This window comes from Micromonospora sp. NPDC000207 (assembly GCF_040300925.1).
In the GTDB taxonomy this organism is placed as follows: domain Bacteria; phylum Actinomycetota; class Actinomycetes; order Mycobacteriales; family Micromonosporaceae; genus Micromonospora.
Map to the genome: position 1 here is coordinate 28526 of NZ_JBEPEQ010000017.1, position 21408 is coordinate 49933.

3 protein-coding genes are annotated in these 21408 nt (G+C 74.2%); all 3 read left to right on the plus strand.

The genetic code is table 11. The features are described 5' to 3' along the window. Position 1: 1 nt before the first annotated feature. The 3 genes from ABT336_RS06705 to ABT336_RS06715 are packed head-to-tail and all read left to right on the plus strand — an operon-like array spanning position 2 to position 21401. The gene (locus ABT336_RS06705; RefSeq protein ID WP_350895533.1) at positions 2–20227 is read left to right on the plus strand and encodes an SDR family NAD(P)-dependent oxidoreductase; all 20226 of its coding nucleotides are present in this window, start codon (positions 2–4) and stop codon (positions 20225–20227) included. Beyond that, complete coding sequence (locus ABT336_RS06710) at positions 20224–21159, plus strand: LnmK family bifunctional acyltransferase/decarboxylase (protein ID WP_350895534.1); 936 nt, start codon at positions 20224–20226, stop codon at positions 21157–21159. Before ABT336_RS06705 ends, ABT336_RS06710 begins: the two co-directional genes overlap by 4 nt. Then, a complete protein-coding gene (locus tag ABT336_RS06715; protein ID WP_350895535.1) occupies positions 21156–21401 on the plus strand; it encodes an acyl carrier protein in 246 nt (81 codons plus the stop codon). The genes ABT336_RS06710 and ABT336_RS06715 overlap by 4 nt, the downstream gene beginning before the upstream one ends. Positions 21402–21408: the final 7 nt, after the last annotated feature.

Genomic DNA, 21408 nt, shown 5'->3' on the forward strand with positions numbered 1-21408 from the left:
CATGTCCGGCATCGAGTCCCGGGTGCACCTCACCCACAACGACTTCGTCATGCAGAACCACCGGTTGCACGGCGTGTCGGTGATGCCGGGGGTGGTCTTCTTCGACCTGGTCTACCGGGCTGTCGTCGCCGCCGGGTGGGACCACCGGCGGATCTGCGTCCGGGACACGGTCCTGGCCGAGGCGATCGTCACGACCGAGGGGTACGACCGGGAGATCGTCCTCACCATCGACGAGGAGGGCGTACACGGGCGTCCCTTCCGGGTCCGGAGCCGGTGGCTACGCGACGGCGAGCCGGTGTCGGGGTGGCGGGACAACGCCCACGGCCTGGTCTGTCGTACCGACGATCCGCTTCCGCCCCCGGTGGACCTGGCGGTCCTGCGCGCCGCCGCCCGGCGGGAGGACCTGGCCACCCTCTACGCCCGGGCGGCCCGGGAACAGATCCGGCACGGCCCGGCGATGACCTGCTCCGGAACCCTCCACGTCGGCGACGGCCACCTGGTGGCGGAGCTGACCAGAACCGTCGTCGACCCCGCTCAGGACGCCGGATTCCACCTGCACCCGGCCTCGCTGGACGCCTCCACACTGGCCGGTTTCGGGCAGGTCACGATGCCCACCGACGATCCGTTCGTGCCGATGTTCGTCAGGGAACTGCGTGCTCCCGAGCCGCTCCCGGCGACCTGCCACGTCCACGTCGCGTCCCCGGAGCGGCTGGCCCCGTCCGGAGACGTGGTGACCACCGACTACACGGTCCGGGACGCCGACGGCCGGTTCCTGGCCGGGTTCACCGGGCTGACCTGCAAACGGATCCGGGAACCCGGACTGATCCACCGCCTCCTCGACGACCTCCCGAGCGCCGTCGCCGGTCTCACCACCGCGCTGCGGGAGGCGGTCGCCGGGATGCTCCGCCGGCCCGCCGGTGAGGTCCCCACCGGGGTCGGCTTCTACGACCTGGGCCTGGACTCGGTGGCCCTCCTGCGGCTGACCGACCGGGTGGAGGAGCTGGTCGGGCGGCAGTTGTACCCGACCCTGCTCTTCGAACACAGCACCATCGAGGCGCTCGCCTCCCATCTGGCGGAGACCCTGACACCACCGCCGTCCCGCCCGGACACCGCCGTGACCCTCGTCGACGTGTGGGAGGAGACCGACCTCCCGGAGCCGTCCCCGGTGGAGCCGGTGGTGGTGGCCGAGGTCGCCCCGCCCGGGTTGACAGGTCCTCGGGTGGCCACTCCCGACGCCCTGCGTACCCTGTCGTCGCCTCCGTCGGCGGTGGTGGTGGTCTCCGACCGGCCTGCCGAGGACCTGTGGCGGGCTGCCGCCGCCCTGGTCGACGTCGGTCCCTGCGACCTGGTGGTGGTGACCACCGGGGAGCCGACCCCGGAGCGGGCCGCCACCGGTGCCCTGGCCCGGACGGTCACCGTCGAGGTGCCCGCCCTGCGGTGCCGGTTCCTGAACGTGTCCGACCCGGCCGAGGTGGCCGTCGCGGTCCGCCGTGAGCTGGGCGTCGCCGAGGTGGAGCCCGAGGTCCGGTACGTCGCCGGACGGCGACGGGTCCGCCGGTGGCGCGAGGTCGACCTGACCGGCTCCGTCGACCCGTGGCGGCAGGGCGGGGTGTACCTGGTCACCGGGGGTTCCGGGGGGTTGGCCGACCTTCTCGTCCGGCACCTGACCACCGGGTACGCGGCCACTGTCGCCCTGGTGTCGCGAACCCGTCCGGCCGACGACCTCGTCGGGGCGGGTGAACGGGCCGGGGGACTGGTGTACCCGGTCCTGGCGGACGTGACGGATCCGGTGGCGGTACGGCGTGCTGTCGCCCAGGTCCGCGACCGGTTCGGCCGTATCGACGGGGTGTTGCACTGCGCGGGGGTGACCCGGGACGGGGTGTTCTTCCGGGGTGACCCGGCCGACCTGGCCACCACCACCGCCCCGAAGCTGGCCGGTCTGCGTCACCTGGACGAGGCCACCGCCGCCGACGACCTCGACTTCCTGGCGGTCTTCTCCTCCGCGTCCGCGGTGGTGGCCAATCCGGGCCAGGGTGCCTACGGGTACGCCAACGCCACCCTCGCGGAGGCGGGTCGGCGGGGGCGGGGCCGTACCGTCGTGGTCGACTGGCCCCTGTGGGCCGACGGGGGGATGGCCGTCACCCCCGAGGTGGTCCGCCGCTCCGGGGCCGCCACCGGGCAGACCCCCCTGCCGACCGACGTCGGGCTGGACCTGCTCCGGCGGGCGCTGGGGGCCGGGCATCCCCGGATCCTCGTCCTGCACGGCGATCCGACCCGGATCCGGGCCCTGGTCCCGACCGTCTCTCCCACCGCCGCCCCTCCCACCGCCGCTCCTCTTACTGCCGTCTCTCCCACCGCCGCTCCTCTTACTGCCGTCTCTCCCACCGCCGCCTCGGACACCGACCTCGACGCGGTGGCGGTGGTCGGGCTGGCCGGCCGGTACCCGGGTGCCGCCGACGTGGCCGAGTTCTGGCAGGTCCTGGCCGACGGGCGGGACGCCGTCACCGAGGTCCCCGCCGACCGGTGGGACCACTCCGAGGTGTTCGACCCGGTGAAGGGAACACCCGGCCGGACGTACGCCAGGTGGGGCGGTTTCCTGACCGGGGTGGACCTCTTCGCCCCCGCGTTCTTCGGTGTCTCCCGACGCGACGCGGAGCGGATGGACCCGCAGGAACGCCTCTTCCTCACCACGTCCTGGCACGCCCTCCAGGACGCGGGTCACCCGCCCGAGTCCCTGGGTGGGGAGACCGTGGGCGTCTACGTCGGGGTGATGTGGAACCACTACCAGCTCGTCGGCGGAGCCCCCGACGGGGTCGCCCCCACCGCCATGCACTGCGCCGTCGCCAACCGGGTGTCGCACACCTTCGACCTCACCGGGCCGAGCCTGGCTGTCGACACCGCCTGTTCGTCCTCGCTCACCGCGGTCCACCTGGCCGTGGCGGCCATCCGGCGGGGCGAGTGCACGATGGCGGTCGCCGGCGGGGTGAACGTCACCGTCCACCCGCAGAAGTACCTCCAGCTCGCGCAGGGCCAGTGGTTGTCGACCGACGGTCGGTGTCGGGCCTTCGGCCGCGACGGCACCGGCTACACCCCCGGGGAGGGGGTGGGGGCTGTGGTCCTCAAGCCGCTGTCCCGGGCGGTCGCCGACGGTGACCACGTGTACGGGGTCATCAGGGCCACCTCGGTCAACCACACCGGCCGGACGGCGGGAGCCACCGTACCGAGCCCGCAGTCCCAGGCAGCCCTGATCCGACGGGCGCTCGCCGACGCCCGGTGGGACCCCGCCACCCTCGGGTACGTCGAGGCCCACGGCACCGGCACCGTCCTCGGTGACCCGATCGAGGTCGAGGGGCTGCGCCAGGCGTTCCGGGGCGGTGCCGTGCCGACCGGCTCCTGTGCCATCGGGTCGGTGAAGTCCAACATCGGCCACCTGGAGGGCGCGGCCGGGGTCGCCGGGCTGACCAAGGTCCTCCTGCAACTGCGCCACCGTCACCTCGTCGCCTCCCTGCACGCCGACGAGCTCAACCCGCACATCGACTTCGACGACGCACCGGTGCGGGTGCAGCGGGTCGGGGAGCCCTGGACCGTCCCCGAGGGCGGGACCCGACGGGCCGGGGTGAGCGCCTTCGGGGCGGGCGGCACCAACGCCCACGTCCTGGTCGAGGAGTTCGTCCCCGCTCCCCGGACCGTACCCACCGGACCGGCTCTGGTGGTCCTGTCCGCCCGTACCGCCTCCGACCTGCGCCGGTACGCCGCCGTGGTGGCCGCGGGGCTGCCGACCGGAGCCACCGCAGTGCCGGCGGTGGCGGACCGTTTGGGCGTACCCGCCTCCGCCCTGGACCCGGGGAGCACCCTCGGGGACCTCGGGCTGACCGCCGCCGACCTGGTCGGTCTGGTCGGTGTCGACGGGTTGGCCGACCTGACCGACCGGACCCGACTCGACGGGATCGAGGTGGACTCGGGGGTCGCCGACATCGCCTTCACCACCCAGGTCGGGCGAACCCCGATGCCGGTACGGCTGGCGGTGGTGGCGGGTACCGTCGCCGAGCTGCGGGCCGCCCTGCACGGGTACGCCGAGACCGGGCAGGGCGGCCCGACGGTGGTCCTCGACGGCGTACCGGGCCCCGTGGACCCTGTCGACCTGTTCAAGGCCGGTCGCCTGGCCGACCTCGCCCGTCACTGGGTGGGCGGGGGTGAGGTGGACTGGCACCGGTGCCACGGGGACTCCCGACCCCACCGGGTGTCCCTGCCCGGCTACCCGTTGCCCGAGGAACGGTGCTGGATCGGGGCCTGGGAACCGGCCCCGGCCGATGCCGGACCCCTGTCCCCACAGCCTGCCGCGCCGGTCGGACCACAGTCTGTCGCGCCGGTCGGACCACAGTCTGTCGCGCCGGTCGGGACGCAGGGGGGCCCGGAGGTGATGGTCACCGGCCCGGACCTGGACGTCCGGTTCCTCGACCACGGGGTGGCCCTCCTGGTCATGCGGGCGACGATGTTCACCGCCGGGCTCCTCGACGGACTCCGGTCGACCTTCGACGAGATCGAGCGCCGCGACGACGTCCGCGCGGTGGTGGTCACCGGCGAGGGGCCGGTGTTCAGCATGGGCGGCACCCCGGAGGCGCTGCGGACCCTGGCCGAGGGGGAGGGGACCTTCACCGACGCGTCCTTCGTCTACGAGGGACTGTTGAGGTGCACCCGTCCGGTGGTGACCGCCGTGTCGGGCCACGCCTCCGGCGGCGGACTCGCCTTCGCCTGTTACGGCGACATCGTCCTGCTCGGCGAGGAGTCGGTCTACAGCGCCAACTTCACCAGCTACGGGTTCACCCCGGGCATGGGGGCGACGTACGTCCTCGAACAGCGGTTCGGTCCGACGCTCGCCGCCGAGATGCTGCTCACCGGGCGGTCGATCACCGGGGCCGAACTGCACCGTCGCGGTGCCACGGTGACCGTCCTGCCCCGTGCCGACGTGCTTCGGGCGGCCCTGGACCTGGCCCGGGCGATGGCGGAGAAGCCCGCAGACTCGGTGCGGACCCTCAAGACAGAGCTGGCCGGGCGGATCCTCCGTCGGCTCCCCGACGTCATCGACAGTGAGGTCCGGATGCACGAACGGGTCCTGGGTGCCGAGTCGGCCGACCGGGTCCGGGACCACTTCGCCCGGGTCACCGCGTACCGCAACACAGTGGACCCGGCCCCGCAACGGCCCATACCCCCTGCGGTGGTGGAGACGCCGGTGACCGAGGCCCGGGAGCCGGCCGAGAGCCCGGAGGTGGCAGAGAGCCGGGACGTGGCCGAGGTCAGGGCGGCGGTCGAGGAGTTCCTGGCGGCGCTGCTCTACCTGCGACCGGGTGAGATCACCCCGGAGCGGAGCTTCTCCGACCTGGGGCTGGACTCCATCGGCGCGGTCGAGCTGGTCCGGGACCTCAACCGGCGCTTCGGCACCGACCTGGACTCGGTCACCGTCTACGACCACCCGACCGTCACCGATCTGGCCGACGCGGTCCTGCGGGCGACCGAGAAGTCCGCCGCCCTCCGCGACCAGGCCGCCGCCCCTGCCCCCACCCCTGCCCCGGTCACCGGCGCTGTCCCTGCTTCCGCCCCGGTCACCGGGGCCGTCCCAGCCCCCACCCCGGTCACCGTCGCCGTTTCCGCCGCACCTGCTCCCACCGAGCCGCCGCCGTTGACCCTCACCGTCGGCCCGGTGCCCCTGGCCGACGGCCGGGTCGACCCTCGCCCGGCGGTGCCCGTCACCCCGGTCCGGGTGGACCTCGACCCGCCCGACGGCGGTTCGCCTGACCGACGGACGCCCGACGGCGGTTCGCCCGCCCGCCGCACCCCGGACAGCAGCCGCGCCGCTTCCGACCATCGGGCAGGGGTTCCGGTACCGCCGGTCCCGATCGCCGTGATCGGCATGTCCGGGCGGTTCCCCGACGCACCGGACCTCGCCGCCTTCTGGGCGAACCTCGCGGCGGGTCACTGCGCGATCCGGGAGGTGCCGGCCGACAGGTGGGACCTGACCGACAGGTACGACCCGGACCCGGCCGCCCTCGGCACCACCCGTAGCCGGTGGGCGGCGCTCCTCGACGACGTCGACGCGTTCGACGCCGGACTGTTCCGGATCTCGCCCCGCGACGCCGAGGCGATGGACCCCCAACAGCGGCTCTTCCTGGAGCAGGCGTGGGCGGCCCTGGAGGACGCCGGACACGCCGGACGTCCACTGCGGTGCGGGGTCTTCGTCGGGTGCGCGGCCGGGGACTACGCCGAGGTTCTCGACCGGGCGGGGCAGGGCGACACGAGCGAGGCGTTCCTCGGCACGTCCCCGTCCATCCTCCCGGCCCGGATCGCGTACCTGTTGGACCTGACCGGCCCGACCATGGCCGTCGACACCGCCTGCTCCTCCTCGCTCACCGCCGTCCACCTGGCCTGCGAGAGCCTCCGTTCGGGCGAGTGCGACACCGCCGTGGCCGGGGGAGTGGCGGTCATGTGCACCCCCCGGATGCAGGTCTGGACCAGCCAGACCGGGATGCTGTCGCCCACCGGGCGGTCCGCCCCGTTCGACAGCGCCGCCGACGGGATCACCCTCGGTGAGGGCGTCGGGGCCGTCGTCCTCAAACGCCTCGACCGGGCGTTGGCCGACGGAGACCACGTCCACGGGGTCCTGCTCGCCGGGGGGATCAACGGGGACGGCCGTACCAACGGGATCACCGCCCCCAGCGCCGGTTCCCAGGCGGCCCTGCTGCGGGAGGTCCACGCCCGGGCGGGGGTGCCGGTCAGCTACGTCGAGACCCACGGGACCGGCACCGCCCTCGGTGACCCGATCGAGGCGAAGGCCCTCGTCGGAGTCCTCGGACCGGACTGCGCGATCGGGTCGGTCAAGGCCAACATCGGACACACCACTATGGCCGCCGGCATCGCCGGCCTGCTCAAGGTGCTCCTCTGCCTGCGGCACCGGCAGCTCCCGCCCACCCCGGTCACCGACCCGATCGACGGGCCGCCGGTGGTCCGGACCCTCACCCCGTGGGTCGGGGAACGGCTCGTCGCCGGGGTCAGCTCCTTCGGGTTCAGCGGCACCAACTGCCACCTGGTGGTGGCCGAGGCCCCCGCCCGGACCCCACTCCCGGCTCCGGAGGCCGCTACCTGTCACGTCGTGGTGCCGGTCTCCGCCCGGACCGCCGCCGCCCTGACCGAGCAGGTCGACAGGTTGGCCCGACACCTCGACTCGACGGCCGTCGACGTCCGGGACGTGGCCACCACCCTCACCCGGGGCCGGACCCACCATCCGGTACGCGCCGCGTTCGTCGCCGCCGACCGGGACGACCTGGTACGCCGGCTACGCGGTGGACCACCCCGCGCCGACGCCCCCGCCGACCTGGTCGCCGCCGCCCACGAGTGGGTGGCCGGTGGGGAACCGGACCGTCTTCCCCCGGTCACCGGTCGGCGGGTGCCGCTGCCCGGCTACCCCTTCGCCCGGGACCGTTACTGGGCCGGGCGGGAGGAGCGGGAGATCACCGTCGACCCGGCCACCCCCGTCGTCGCCGACCACCGGCTCGACGGTCGGCAGGTCCTGCCCGGCGCGGCCTTCCTGCACCTTGCCCTCGGCGTCGGGTCGTCCCCCGTCGGCGGGGTCCGGTGGCTGCGCCCGGTCGTGGTCGACACCCCGACGACACTGGTCCTCACCGTCGCCGACCGGATCACCCTGACCGCCCCGGACGGAACCGTCCACGCCGAGGGACGGCGTCGCCCGGCGGGACCCGTACCGGCGGACGTGGACCTGGCCGCCGTGGAGGCCCGGTGCCCGCACCGGCGACCGGCCGACGACCTGTACGCCGCCTTCGACCGGGCGGGCCTGCGGTACGGACCCACGTTCCGGGTCCTGACCGAGGTACGGGTCGGCGTGGACGAGGCCCTCGGCACCCTCTCCGCCCGTCCCGGCGACGACGTCCAGATCCTCGACGGGGCGATGCAGACCCTCGTCGGGCTGGTCCGCCCCGACTCCCGGCCGCTGGTCCCCTTCGCCGTGGAGTCGGCGGTCCGGACAGGTCCGCTGCCGGCCGCCGCCCGGGTCCACGTGACCCGACGCGACGAGCACCGGTTCGACGTACTTGTCACAGACGAGGGCGGGTCGGTCCGGGCCCGGCTGGACGGGGTGACGCTGCGCCCGGGACCCGGAACCGAGGTGACCCGGTACGCGCCGACGTGGCGGTACGCACCGACCCCCACCCGGGCCCGCCCGTCAGGTCGGGTGGCGGTGCTGCACACCCCGGCCGCCACCGCCCTGGCCACGGCCCTGAACCCGGACGTGGCACTGCCGCTGGGGGAGTTGCCGTCCGGTCCTGTCGACACGGTCCACGTCCTGGCCGTCCCCGCCGACCCGGACGACCCCCCGGAGCAGGACCGGTCCACCCTCGACGCCTTCCGGCTCGTCCGGCACCTGATCGCGCAGGGCGCCCACCGGCGTCCCCTGACCCTGACCTTCGTCGTGGCGTACGTGGTGGGGCTGGCCGACGAGCCGGTCCACCCGCACGCGGCGGGGCTCGTCGGACTGGCCGGCGCGGTCGCCGCCGAGTACCCGCAGTGGGCTGTCACCTGCGTGGACGTCGGGGGCGGCGACCCGGCCACCCTCGCCGAGGCGATCCGACGGGAGGACGGGACCGACAGGCTCGTCGCCGTCCGGGGAGACCGTCGGCTGGTCCGGACCCTCACCCCGGCCACCGGGACGTCGGCGGCGGTGCCGCTGCGCGACGACGGGGTGTACCTGCTGGTGGGTGGGGCCGGCGGGCTCGGTGTGGAGGTCAGCCGACACCTCGCCCGAACCCGGCGGGCCCGGCTGGCGTGGATCGGCAGGTCCGCCGAGGACGATCGGATCCGGGACCGGGCCGCCGAGGTGGAGGCGCTGGGAGGCCGGGTGGCGTACCTGAGCGCCGACGTCACCGACCCGGTGGCGCTGCGCCGGGCGGTGGCCGAGGTCCGCGCCCGGTTCGGCCGGATCCACGGCGTCCTGCACACCGCGATCGTCCTCGACGACCGTCCGCTGTTCCGGCTCGACGACGAGGCGTTCCAGGCGGTGGCTCGGCCCAAGGTCGCCGGGTTGGCCGCCCTCGCCGCCGCCGTCCGGGACGAGCCCCTCGACTTCCTCGCCCTGTTCTCCTCCGCCCTGTCGTACGCCCCCGCACCCGGGCAGGCCAACTACGCCGCCGCCAGCACCTTCGAGGACGCGTACGGGCTCCACCTGCACCGGTCCGGTCTGCCGGTCCGAGTGGTCAACTGGGGGTACTGGGGCAGCGTCGGGGTGGTGGCCGGGGCCGACTACGCCGCCCGGTTCCGTGCGCTGGGGATCGACTCGATCGAACCCGACGAGGGTGTCCGGGCCCTGGAACAGGTCCTGGCCGCCCCGGACCGGCAGATCGCCGTCCTCAAGGGCACACCGGCCGGGCTGGCCCTCCTCGGCGTCGTACCGTCGGCAGCGTCGGTGACCACCGGCGGACCCGTCTCCGTCCCGGATGCCGTGGCCACTCCCGGACCCGTCTCCGTCCCGGATGCCGTGGCCACTTCCGGACCCGGACCGGGCGGCGCTGCGGCCGGGGAGGACGACCTGGCCCGGTCCCGGGCGGGGTTCCGGACCCTCGACGGCCTGGCCCGCGACCTCCTGCGCGGTCTGCACCTGCCGGTGACCCCGTCGGGTACGGGTCCGTCCGCCCGGCTCCGGGCGGCAGTCGACGCCGCCACCGCCACCGCCCCCACCGGGCTCACCGCCGAGGCGGTGCTCGCCGCCCATCCCGACCTGGCACCCCACGTCGAGTTGCTCCGGCGCTGCGTCACGGCCCTGCCCGGGGTCCTGGCCGGGACCGTCGCCCCGGTCGAGGCGCTCTTCCCCGCCGGGTCCACCGACCTCGTCGCCGCCGTGTACCGGGGGCAGGCGGTGGCCGACTTCCACCACCGGCTCCTGGCCGACCAGGTCGCCCGGGCGGTGCGCGGGGTGACCGGTCGTGCCCCCCGGGTCCTGGAGATCGGGGCGGGGACCGGGTCCGCGACCACCTTCGCCCTGCCTGCCGCCGCCGGGGCTCGGTACCACTACACCGACGTCTCCACGGCCTTCCTGCGGGAGGGGGAGCAGCGGTTCGGATCCGGGCACCCGGAGCTGGAGTTCGCCCTCCTCGACATCGAGCGGGACCCGGTGGCCCAGGGCTTCCCGGCGGGGGGCTACGACGTGGTCCTGGCGACGAACGTCCTCCACGCCACCGGGGACGTCGTCGGCAGCCTCCGGCACGTCCGGACGCTCCTGCGGCCCGGCGGGGTCCTGCTGGCCAACGAGGTCACCCGACACAGTGACTTCCTCACCGCCACGTTCGGGCTGCTCCCCGGCTGGTGGGGGTACACCGACCCGACCCGTCGGCTGCCCCACTCGCCGCTGCTCACCCCGGCCCGGTGGCGGGTGGCCCTGGCCGAGGCCGGGTTCACCTGCACGGTCCTGGGCGCCCCCGGGGTGGCCGAGGACGAGCAGGAGCAGGGGGTCCTCGTCGCCACCGCCGGGCCGTCGGCCCCGTCCGGGTCACCGTCGCCGCAGGCGGTCCGGGCGTACGTCACCGACGTCTTCGCCGAGGTTCTCAAGTTCCGTCCCGCGGACCTCGACGACCAGGTCACCTTCGACAACTTCGGCGTCGACTCGCTGGTCGGTCAGCGGATCGTGCACCGGTTCGAGACCGACCTGGGGGAGTTGCCCGCCACCCTCCTGTTCGAGCACCTCACGATCGCCCAACTCGCCGAACACCTCCGTGCCACCCGGCCCGCCGCCCTGGCGGCCCGGCTCGCCGAGGAGACCCTCCTGACGGCGGCCGTCCCGTTCCCACCGACCGGCGTCCCCACCACCCCCGACCCGTTCCGGTCCGCCCCGACCGTTCCCGACCCGTCCTCTTCCGACCCGTCCTCTTTCGACGTGTCCCCTTCCGGCCTGTCCCCTTCCGGACCGGCCGTTTCCGGGGTGTCCGCCGTCGGGCGGGACGTCGACCGGCCGGAGCCGATCGCTGTCGTCGGGGTGACCGGCAGGTACCCGGGGGCCGCCACCGTCGAGGAGTTCTGGCACAACCTGGTCCGGGGGACCACCTCCGTCACCGAGGTACCCACCGACAGGTGGGACTGGCGGACCCACTTCGACCCCCGCCGGGGACGCCCCGGGCACACGTACGGCAGGTGGGGTGGGTTCCTCACCGACGTGGACGCCTTCGACCCCGCCTTCTTCGGCATCCTGCCCCGGGACGCCGCCGCGGTCGACCCGCAGGAACGGCTCTTCCTGGAGACCGCCTGGCACCTCCTGGAGGGGGCCGGATACCTGGGCTCCCGGCACGTCCGGGAGACCGGAGTCTTCGTCGGCACCATGTACGGGTCGTACGGCCGGATCGCCGCAGCCCAGGGTTGGCCGGCCGGGCGGTACACCGACGGGCACTCCGCGTACTGGTCGGTGGCGAACCGGGTGTCCCACGTTCTCGACCTCACCGGACCGAGCTTCGCCGTCGACTCGGCCTGCTCGGCCTCCCTGACCGCCGTCCACCTGGCCTGTGAGAGTCTCCGGCGCGGCGAGTGCGCGATGGCCGTCGCGGGTGGGGTCAACCTGGTGCTGCACCCCGCCCACCTGATCGCCCTGTCGTCGATGACGATGCTCGCCGACGACGGGACGTGCAAGGTCTTCGACGCCCGTGCCGACGGGTTCGCCCCGGGGGAGGGGGTGGGTGCGGTCCTGCTCAAGCCCCTCTCGGCGGCCGAACGTGACGGCGACCGGATCTGGGGCGTCCTGGAGGGCGGGTTCGTCAACGCCGGGGGCCGGACCGCCGGGTACACGGTGCCCAACCCCAACGCCCAGGCCGACCTGGTCGCCGAGGCGCTGCGCCGGGCCGGAGTCCGACCCGGCGACATCGGGTACGTGGAGGCCCACGGGACCGGGACCGCCCTCGGTGACCCGATCGAGATCGCCGGTCTCACCCGGGCGTTGGGCACCACCGGCCGGTACGCGGTCGGCTCGGTCAAGGCCAACATCGGCCACCTGGAGGGGGCTGCCGGGATCGCCGGCCTGACCAAGGTGCTCCTACAGATCGCCAACGGGGTCATCGCCCCCTGCGCCAACCTCGACACGGTCAACCCGAAGATCGACCTCCCGGACTCGGTCACCCTCCCCACCGAGGCGGTCCCCTGGCCGTCCCCGAGACGGGCCGGGATCAGCTCCTTCGGAGCCGGGGGCGCCAACGCACACCTGGTCGTCGCCGAGCATCCGAGGTCACCGGAGCCGCCGGTGGACCCGGCCGGGCCGCACGCCGTACTGCTCTCGGCCCGGACCGAACCGCAGCTGCGGGCCCTCGCCACGGCCCTCGCCGACCTGGTCGAGCAGCGGTCACCGGCGCTGCACCGGTTGGCGTACACCAGCCAGGTCGGTCGGGCCGAGCTGCCGCACCGCCTCGCGATGGTGGTCTCCGACCCCGCCGAACTGGTCCGCCGGCTGCGCGCCGGGGAGGTGCAGACCGGGACCGTGGTCGTCGACGACCCCCGCCGGGACCTGTTCACCGGCCCGGACGGGACGGACCTGGTCACCGACCTGCTCGACAGGCGTCTGCTCGACCGCCTCGCCGCGATCTGGGTACTCGGGGTGCCCGTGGACTGGACGCGGCTCTGGCCCGCCCGCCCCCACCGGGTGGCGATGCCCCCGTACCCGTTCGACAGGCAACGGCACTGGCTGCCCGAGCCGACCCCGCCCGTCGGGGACCCCTGTGTCTACCTGCGCCCCCGGTGGCAGGACGCTCCGGCGTCCGGGGCGGGGGCGGCACCCCGGCGGGTGCTGGTGGTCGGGTCGGGGCCGACGTTCGGCGGGACCCCCGACGAGCCGTCCCCCGACCTCGTGGTGATCCACCTTCCGGCCGCACCCGGGTCGCTCGCCGACGAGGTCCGGGCGGCCCTGCACGACCTGCTCCGGGTGACCCGTCCACTCCTGGCCCGTCCCGGGACACCGTTGCTGCGCGTGGTGGTGACCGCCCCCGACACCCGACCCGCGTACGTCGCCGTCGCGGCGGCCCTGCGCACCCTGGCCCTGGAACACAGCCGGTTCTCCGGTGCCCTCGTCCTCGGCGAGCCCACTGTCGCCGACCTGCGACACGTCACCGGGGAGCCCGAGGGGCGGGTGTCCGAGGTCCGGTACGTCGACGGGGTCCGGCAGGTCCGCCGGATGGTGCCGTTCGATCCGCCTCCGCCTCCGCCCGCCCCGGCCGGTGGGGTGTACGTGGTGGTCGGCGGCACCGGGGCGGTCGGCGGACACCTCGCCCGGCACCTGATGTCGACCCGGGAACCCCGGGCCGTGGTCCTGGTCGGGCGGACCGCCCCGACGGAACCGGTGGACTTCGTGGCCGCCGACCTGACCGTCGAGGCCGACGTCCGACGGGCCGTCGCCGAGATCAGGGGCCGGTACGGCCGGATCGACGTCCTGGTCCACGCCGCCGGGATCAACCGGGACGCCCGGGCCGTCACCAAGTCCACGGACGACGTCGACCGGGTCGTCGCGCCGAAGGTGTTCGGCCTGCACCACCTGATGTCGGCGCTCGACGACGACCCGCCCGAGCAGGTCGTGCTCTGCTCGTCGGTGGCCGGTCGGACCGGCAACCTCGGCCAGGTCGACTACGCGTACGCCAACGCCTTCCTGGACGAGTTCGCCACCGGCCGCCCCGGCACCGTGTCGGTGTGCTGGCCGCTCTGGGCCGACGGGGGGATGACTGTGGACGACGCCACCCGCCGACAGTTCGCCCGCCGCTGGGGCAGCGCCCCCCTGGCGACTGTGGACGCACTGCGGGCCTTCGACCGGACCGTGGCCGCCGCCGAACCGGTGGTGGCGGTGTTCCGGCCGGTCGAGACTCCCGGAGCCGGAGCCGGAGCCGGAGCCGGAGCCGGAGCCGGGACTGGGGCCGGGACTGGGGCTGGGGCCGGGGCCGGGGTGGTCGGGGCTGGAGCCGGGGTGGTCGGGGCTGCTCCGTCGCCCGTGGGTGCCGACCTCGACGCCGAGCTGCGGGTGCTCGCCGCCGGGTTCCTGTTGGTGGAGCCGGAGGAGGTCGAGCCGGACACCGCCCTGCTGGACCTGGGATTCGACTCGATCTCGCTCACCGAACTGGTCGACGGGGTGAACGAACGGTTCGGGCTCGACCTCCTGCCGACGGTCCTCTACGAGTGCCCCACACTGACCGCCTTCGCCGACCACCTCCGTACCGTCGTGACCCAGACCGAGGAGCCATCCGCCGCCTCTGCGGTGCCGGACCCTGCGCCCGCCGCCACGCCGGTCGCCGCCGCCCCGTCGGTCGCCGCCACTAAGCCGGTCGCCGCGCTGTCGTTCGTAGCCTCGCCGTCGGTCCTCCCGACGGTCGCCGAGGTCGTTGCGGACGACGCGGTGGCGGTGGTCGGCATGGCCGGGGTCTTCCCGGGCTCACCTGACCTGGAGACCTTCTGGGCGCACCTGACCGCCGGGGACGACCTGGTCCGGGCCGTCCCGCCGGACCGGACCGACCTGCTCGCCCACCCCGCGACCGGGGGAGTCCGGGCCGGTTTCCTTGACGACGTACGGACCTTCGACGCCGCCCGGTTCGGGATCTCACCCCGGGAGGCGGCGCTGATGGATCCGCAGCAGCGGATATTCCTGCACACCGTGTGGCAGGCGGTCACCGACGCCGGGTACCGCCCCGCCGACCTGGCCGGATCGGAGACCGGCCTCTTCGTCGGGGTCTCCGCCTGCGACTACGACGACCTCCTGCGCGACCACGGGGTCCCGGTCGAGGCGCACACCGCCAGCGGCCTGGCCGACTGCATCCTCGCCAACCGGGCGTCGTACGTCTTCGACCTACGGGGTCCCAGCGAGGCGATCGACACTGCCTGCTCCAGTTCCCTGGTCGCCGTCCACCGGGCGGTCGGCGCGCTGCGCTCCGGTGAGTGCTCGACGGCGCTCGCGGGCGGGGTCAACGTCCTGCTCAGCCCGGGTCTGTTCGTCGCCTTCGGGGACTCCGGGATGCTCAGCCCCGACGGGCGGTGCAAGACCTTCGACGCCGCCGCCGACGGGTACGGGCGCGGCGAGGGATGCGGGGTCGTCGTCCTCAAACCCCTGCGGGCCGCCCTCGCCGACGGTGACCAGGTGATCGGCGTGATCCGGGGCAGCGCGGTGAACCACGCCGGGCGGGGACCCTCGTTGACCGCCCCCAACCCGCAGGCCCAGGCGCAGGTCGTCGCGCGGGCGTACCGGGCTGCCGGGGTCGACCCGTCCCAGGTGTCGTACGTGGAGACCCACGGGACCGGTACCCGCCTCGGGGACCCCATCGAGATCGAGGGGCTGAAGAAGGTCTTCGCCGGGGTGGAGACCACGGTCTCCCTCGGGGCGGTGAAGACCAACATCGGTCACCTGGAGGCCGCCGCCGGTATTGCCGGTCTGATCAAGGTCCTCCTCGGTCTCCGGTACGGGGAACTGCCCCCGACCCTGCACCAGCGGGAGCCGAACCCGTACCTGCGGCTCGCCGGCACCCCGTTCACGGTCCTGGACCGCCGTCTGCCGTGGACCGGACCCCGGGTGGCCGGGGTCAGCTCCTTCGGGTTCGGGGGCACCAACGCCCACGTGGTGGTGGCATCCCCGCCGCCGGCAGCCCCCTCCCCGGGTCGGGGGCCGTGGCGACTCGTCCTCTCCGCTGACTCCGCACCGGCCCTCACCACCTACCGACGGCGGGTGGCGGAGATCCTCGCCGAGGGACGGGACCTGGATCGGGTGACGTTCACCCTCCAGACCGGCCGGGAGTCCGGTGGGCACCGGTTCGCCGCCGTCGTCGACGGTGCCGCCGAGGCGGTGGCGGTCCTCCTCGACGGGGTGTCCCCCCGACTCGACGACCCGACCCGGGCCTGGCTCGACGGCGTCGACGTCGACTGGGCCGGTACGTGGGACCACGTCCCTGCGCGGATCTCGGTACCCGCCCCGCCGCTGGGCGGACGACAGTACTGGTTCGACCGACCGGTCCCGGCACCCTCCACCGGCGGAACACCAGATCGCGAGAAGCCCACGGCGTCGCCCGCCGAGAAGCCCACCCCGTCACCCGCCGCGAAGTCGTCGGTGTCACCCGTCGAGACGCCGACGGTCCCGGTCCGCAACGGCAGGATCGTCCTGCGGGACCCCGCGGCCCTCCGGCGACCCCCCACCGAGCCCGCATCACCTCCCGCCGGACCACCCCCCGTCGCGCTGCCGACCACCTCGGCCGCCCCGACCACGCTGGTGCCCTCGGCGACCCCGACCACCACGGCGCCCTCGGTCGCTGCGGCGTCGGCGGATGGTCCGGTCACCCCGGAGGTCGTACCCGGCGACCCGACTTCGATCGCTCCCGCCGTGGCCCCGGGGGGAGGGGCCGACGGGACCGAGGTGGCCGACCGGGTCCGGGAGTGTGTGGCAGGGGTCCTCGGTACCGAGGCGGCGGACATCACCGCCGACACCGCCTTCTCCGACCTGGGTCTGGACTCCATCTTCCGGATGGAGCTGGCCCGGCTGGTGATGGCGACCTTCCCGGTCGACCTGACAGCGGCGGACCTCTACGAACACGACACCGTCGACGCCCTGGCCGCCTTCCTCACCCGGGCCGGTGCCCGGGTCACCCCGCCCGTCGAGACCTCGCCCGATCCCACTCCGCCCGTCCGGACCCCACCCGATCCCGTCCCGCCCGTCCGGACCCCGACCGTGGCGTCCTCGGGGCCGGTGGCCGGGGAACCCGTGACAACGCCGACGGTCACCGAGACGGTGACCGAGGTCCTCGGCCATCCGGTACGCCCCGGGGCGACCTTCACCGAGGCCGGACTGACCTCGTTCGACATGCTCCGGGTCGTCGCCGCCCTGGAGCAGCGATACGGTGCCCTGCCCAAGACCCTCCTGTTCGACCAGCCGACCCTCGCCGACCTGGACCGGTTCCTCGCCGACCGGGAGGTACGCGACAGGCGGCCCGGGGCCACCACCCCGACCGTCGAGACCGCGGAGGAGGTCGACGGGGAGCCGGTGGTGGTCCGCAAGCGGACCCTGGCCGACCGTCCGGCCCTCCGGGCTGTCGTCGAGGACCTCGACAGTCGGTACGCAAAGGAGGGGGGACTGGCCGGTCGGGACATCGCGCCGTACGCCTTCGTCGACGCCTCCCGGCAGGGCTACGTGAACTTCTCCGTCCGGGGGACCGACCTGTTCGCCTGGAGCTTCGTCGGTGCCGTCGACCACTTCCGGGAGCTCGTCGCGCAGTGGGTGGCCTGGGCCCGGCGGCTGGGTCTGCACCCAAACTTCCTGTCGTTGGAGCATCTGACCGAGGTGGCCGGGGAACCGGTCACGGCCACCCCGTTCGGCGCGGTGCAGCGACTGCCGGACCTGTCCACGTTCACCACCGCCGGTGGACGGATGCAGCGGCTGCGACACCTCCTGCGCCGCTTCGAGCGGGCCGGGGCGTGCCGGACCGAGGAGTACACGATCGGGGCCGACCCGGAGACGGACCGGCGGATCGCCGAGATGATGGACTCCTGGGGCCGGGGCAAGCAGATGGTCAACCCGTACGTCGGGGTGGTCCGGGCGGAGGTCCTGGCCGGCACCCTGGACCCCCGGCACCGGGTCTTCCTCACCCGGGTCGACGAGGAGCCGGTCAACACGATCATCGTGACCCGGATCCCGTCGGAGAACGGGTACCTGCTCGACCTGGAGTTCTATCCGGACACCATGCCCACCGGGGGCGTCGAGTACGCCATCGTCCGGATCATCGAGCAGACGGTGGCCGAGGGGTGCACCTCCTTCAGCTTCGGGGCGAGCTTCGGGGTGGCGATCACCGAGTCGCCGAACGCCGACCCGGCGGTCGCCGCCGCCATCGAGGAGCTGCACTCGGTCGGTGTCTTCGGCCCGGGAAACTTCCAGTTCAAGAACAAGTTCCGCCCGGTGAACGTGCCGATCTACCTGTGTCAGCCGGCCACCGGCGACCGTACCTCGGTCACCGACGTCATCCTGATGATCGCCGACCCGGACCTGACCGGACCCGCCGCCGTGGCCTCCCCGCCGCCGACCGTTCCCGGGCCCCGGCCGACGCCGACGTCGGCCGCCACCGGAGCCCGCGCCACCCCGGCGGGGCCCTCCCCGACCACGCCGGAGCGTCCCGATCCGACCAGTGTGGCGGGACGGACGGCGATCCTCGCCGCCCACGGGTACAACCCGTTGACGGTGCCCGACGGGCTCGTCCCGGTGGACCTGGTCACCGACTCCTGGGCCGAGCGGGCCGACCCCGCCGTCGAGGCCAGGATGCGTGACCTGGCCGACCGGACCGACCCGCCGCCGCTGTCCGGATCCGACTGGCTGCCCTTCGCCGAGGTGGTGCCCACCCCGTCCGGGCGGGCAGCCGAGGCCCTGCTCTGCCGGTGCAAGCCGGGGCGGCGGGGGGTCGTCGTCCACACGTCGGTCTTCCCCACCTGGATGCTCGCCCTCACCGACGTCGGGTTCGAGCCGGTGTCGGTCGGCGACGGTCGACGGCTCGACCCGGCGGAGGTGGCGGCGGCGCTCGACGACCGGACCTCCTTCGTGGTGGTGGAGGCCGCGAACAACGCCGGCGGCGGGCGGCCGGTCGGCCTCGACGAGCTGCGGGAGGTACGCCGGATCACCCGGGCGCACGGCGTCGGGCTGGTCCTGGACGCCAGCCGGATCCTGGAGAACGCCCTCCTGCTCACCGCAGGGGACGACCCCTGGCCGGTGGTGCGGGAGATGTTCGACCTTGTCGACACCGCGACCCTCAGCCTCACCAAGGACTTCGGCGTCACCGCTGGCGGACTGCTCGCCACCAACGACCGGGAACTCGCCGCCCGGCTCCGCGACGACCTGGCCCGTCGGGGGGCGCAGGTCGACAGGGCCACCCGTACCCGGATGGCGGCGGCGCTGGCCGACCGGGAGTGGGTGGCCGGCACCGTCGGGCGACGGATGGCGGCGGTCCGGTCCCTGGGGGAGGGCCTGCGGGAGCGGGGCGTCCCGGTGGTCGAACCGGTGGGCGGGCACTGCGTCCTGCTCGACGTCGCCCGGATGCCCGGGTTCGCCACCCAGGACCACCCGGTGATGTCCTGCCTGGCCTGGCTCTACGCCGGGGTCGGGGTTCGGGGTGCACCCCACCTGGCCGTCGGGGGACTGGCCACGGCGGTCCGGCTTGCCGTTCCGGTTGGGTACGGGCCGGCGGACGTCGCCGGGCTCGCCGACCGGATCGCCGACCTCGCGGCCCGGCCCGGCCCGGTCACCGAACTGGTCACCGGCGGGGTACGGAGCCCCGGGGAGGCAGCCCGGGCGGTCTACCAGCCGGTCGACCGGGTGCCCGAGGACGTACGGGAGGCACTGCGTGAGCGGCGTCGCCCCGCCGACGGCAACGCCGACGTCCTGCGGGAACACCAGCCGGACATCCGCCGGGACGTCGTCGCCGTCGACGGCGGTGAGGTGGAGGTCTTCACCGCCGGACAGGGGCCGACGCTGCTGCTCCTGCACCCGTTCAACATCGGGGCCGGGGTCTTCGCCCACCAGTTCGCCGAGCTGTCGGCGACGTACCGGGTGGTGAGCGTCCACCACCCCGGGGTCGGTGCCACCACCGCCGTGACCGACCTGGGCCTCACCGGACTGGCCACCCTGGCCCGGGAGGCGCTGCACCACCTGGGGATCACCACCCCGGTGCACGTGGCGGGTGCCTCGTTCGGCGGGCTGGTCGCGCTGACCTGGGCGTTGACCTTCCCGAACGAGACCGCCTCCCTGGTCCTCCTGGGCAGCTCCTACAAGATCGGCAACCGGGTGGGGGAGATCAACAGGCTCGCCGTCGTGGCCGCCGAGGACCTGGACCGGACGATCGCCGGCAGCGGCTCGGCCCGGCTGGCCGGGGAGCGGGCCGCCGCCGAGGCGCTCCTGCTGCGCTGCGAGAGCATGGACCCGCAGACGGGACTGCGGTACCTCGACGTCTTCGCCGAACGCCCCGACCTGGCCGACGCGCTGGCGCAGATCACGGTGCCGACGCTGATCGTCCAGGGTCGACACGACACCGTCATCCCGGCCAAGACGGCACACCTCCTGCACGGGCTGATCCCCGGGGCCCGGTACGCCGAACTCGACGACGCCGGCCACTTCCCCTACCTGACCAGTCCGACCGCCTGCAACGAACTGCTGTCGGAGTTCCTCGCCACGGTCCCGACCGACCGGGCGGTGACGGCGTGAACGTCCTGGCACCGGGGCTGGTGGTCACCGGATCCGACGGCACCACCCGTACCGAACTGGTCCGGCCGGGGATGTGCGGCCCGGGTTCCCTCTTCGTCGGCCAGGTGGGGGACTGGACCTGGGACACGGTGAGCGCGGTGACCGACACCAACGTCTACACCGCCCGGGACGTCGGCGGTGCCCCCACCTACCTGGCCTTCCACTACCTCGAGGTACGGGGCGGGCCGGGGCTGACGGTACGCGGGTTGACCTTCGGTGACGTGCTCCGGGTCGACTCCCGGGCGTTCGGGTTCGGCAGCGAGTCGGTGCTCACCCTGCACGAGATCCGGCGTACGCCGCGTCGGGCGGGTCGGATCGACCCGGACCGGTTCCACGCCTACGAGGACCCCGACTGTCTGTACGCCCGGACGTTCAACAGGTGGGTGGTCCGGGGGGCCTCCGGCGGTAACGGGGACCTCTGTTCGGCCTCCCCGGTCGGGTTCCGTCACGACCACCTGCCCACCCTGCCGACGACCCATTCGCCTCGGCGCGCGTACGCCCGACTGCGGGACCTGGCCTCCGCCGTACCCCCGGCCGACGACAGGTCGCGGCTGGTGGTCGACTACCCGGTCGATCCGAGCCGGGACCTCAACGGTGTGGGGCTGCTCTACTTCGCCGCCTACTTCTCCATCGTCGACTGGGCGGTGCTGCGGTTGTGGCGTCACCGGGGCGGATCGGACGCCGGTTTCCTGCGCCGGACCGTCCTGGACCAGCGGATGAGCTACCTGGGCAACGCCGACGCCGGAACGGTCCTGCGGGTGTCGGTGACCCATCACGGCGGTGGGGACGTCCCCGGCGCCGACGAGTCGATCCGGGCGGTCCTGACCGACCGGGACACCGGCAGACCGATCGCGGTCGCCGAGCAGCAGGCCACGACGGGAGGAACCCGATGACCGACCGGTCACACGTCCGGCAGGTGGTCCACGAGGTGATCACCGAGATCCTGCCGTCGGTCCGTGCCGAGGACATCGACGGGCGGCAGCACCTGAAGGATCTCGGGGCCGACTCGGTCGACCGGGTCGAGATCATCCTCGGGGTACGGGAACGACTCGGCGTCACCGAACCGCTCGCCAGCTTCAGCGACCTGCCCGACCTCGACCACCTGGTCGCCTTCCTCACAGAGGTGACGGCGTGAGCGAGGT

Excerpts from the sequence above, each read along its gene's own strand:
- ABT336_RS06705 (WP_350895533.1), top strand. The coding sequence starts at position 2 with ATGTCCGGCATCGAGTCCCGGGTGCACCTCACCCACAACGACTTCGTC.
- ABT336_RS06715 (WP_350895535.1), top strand. The coding sequence starts at position 21,156 with ATGACCGACCGGTCACACGTCCGGCAGGTGGTCCACGAGGTGATCACC.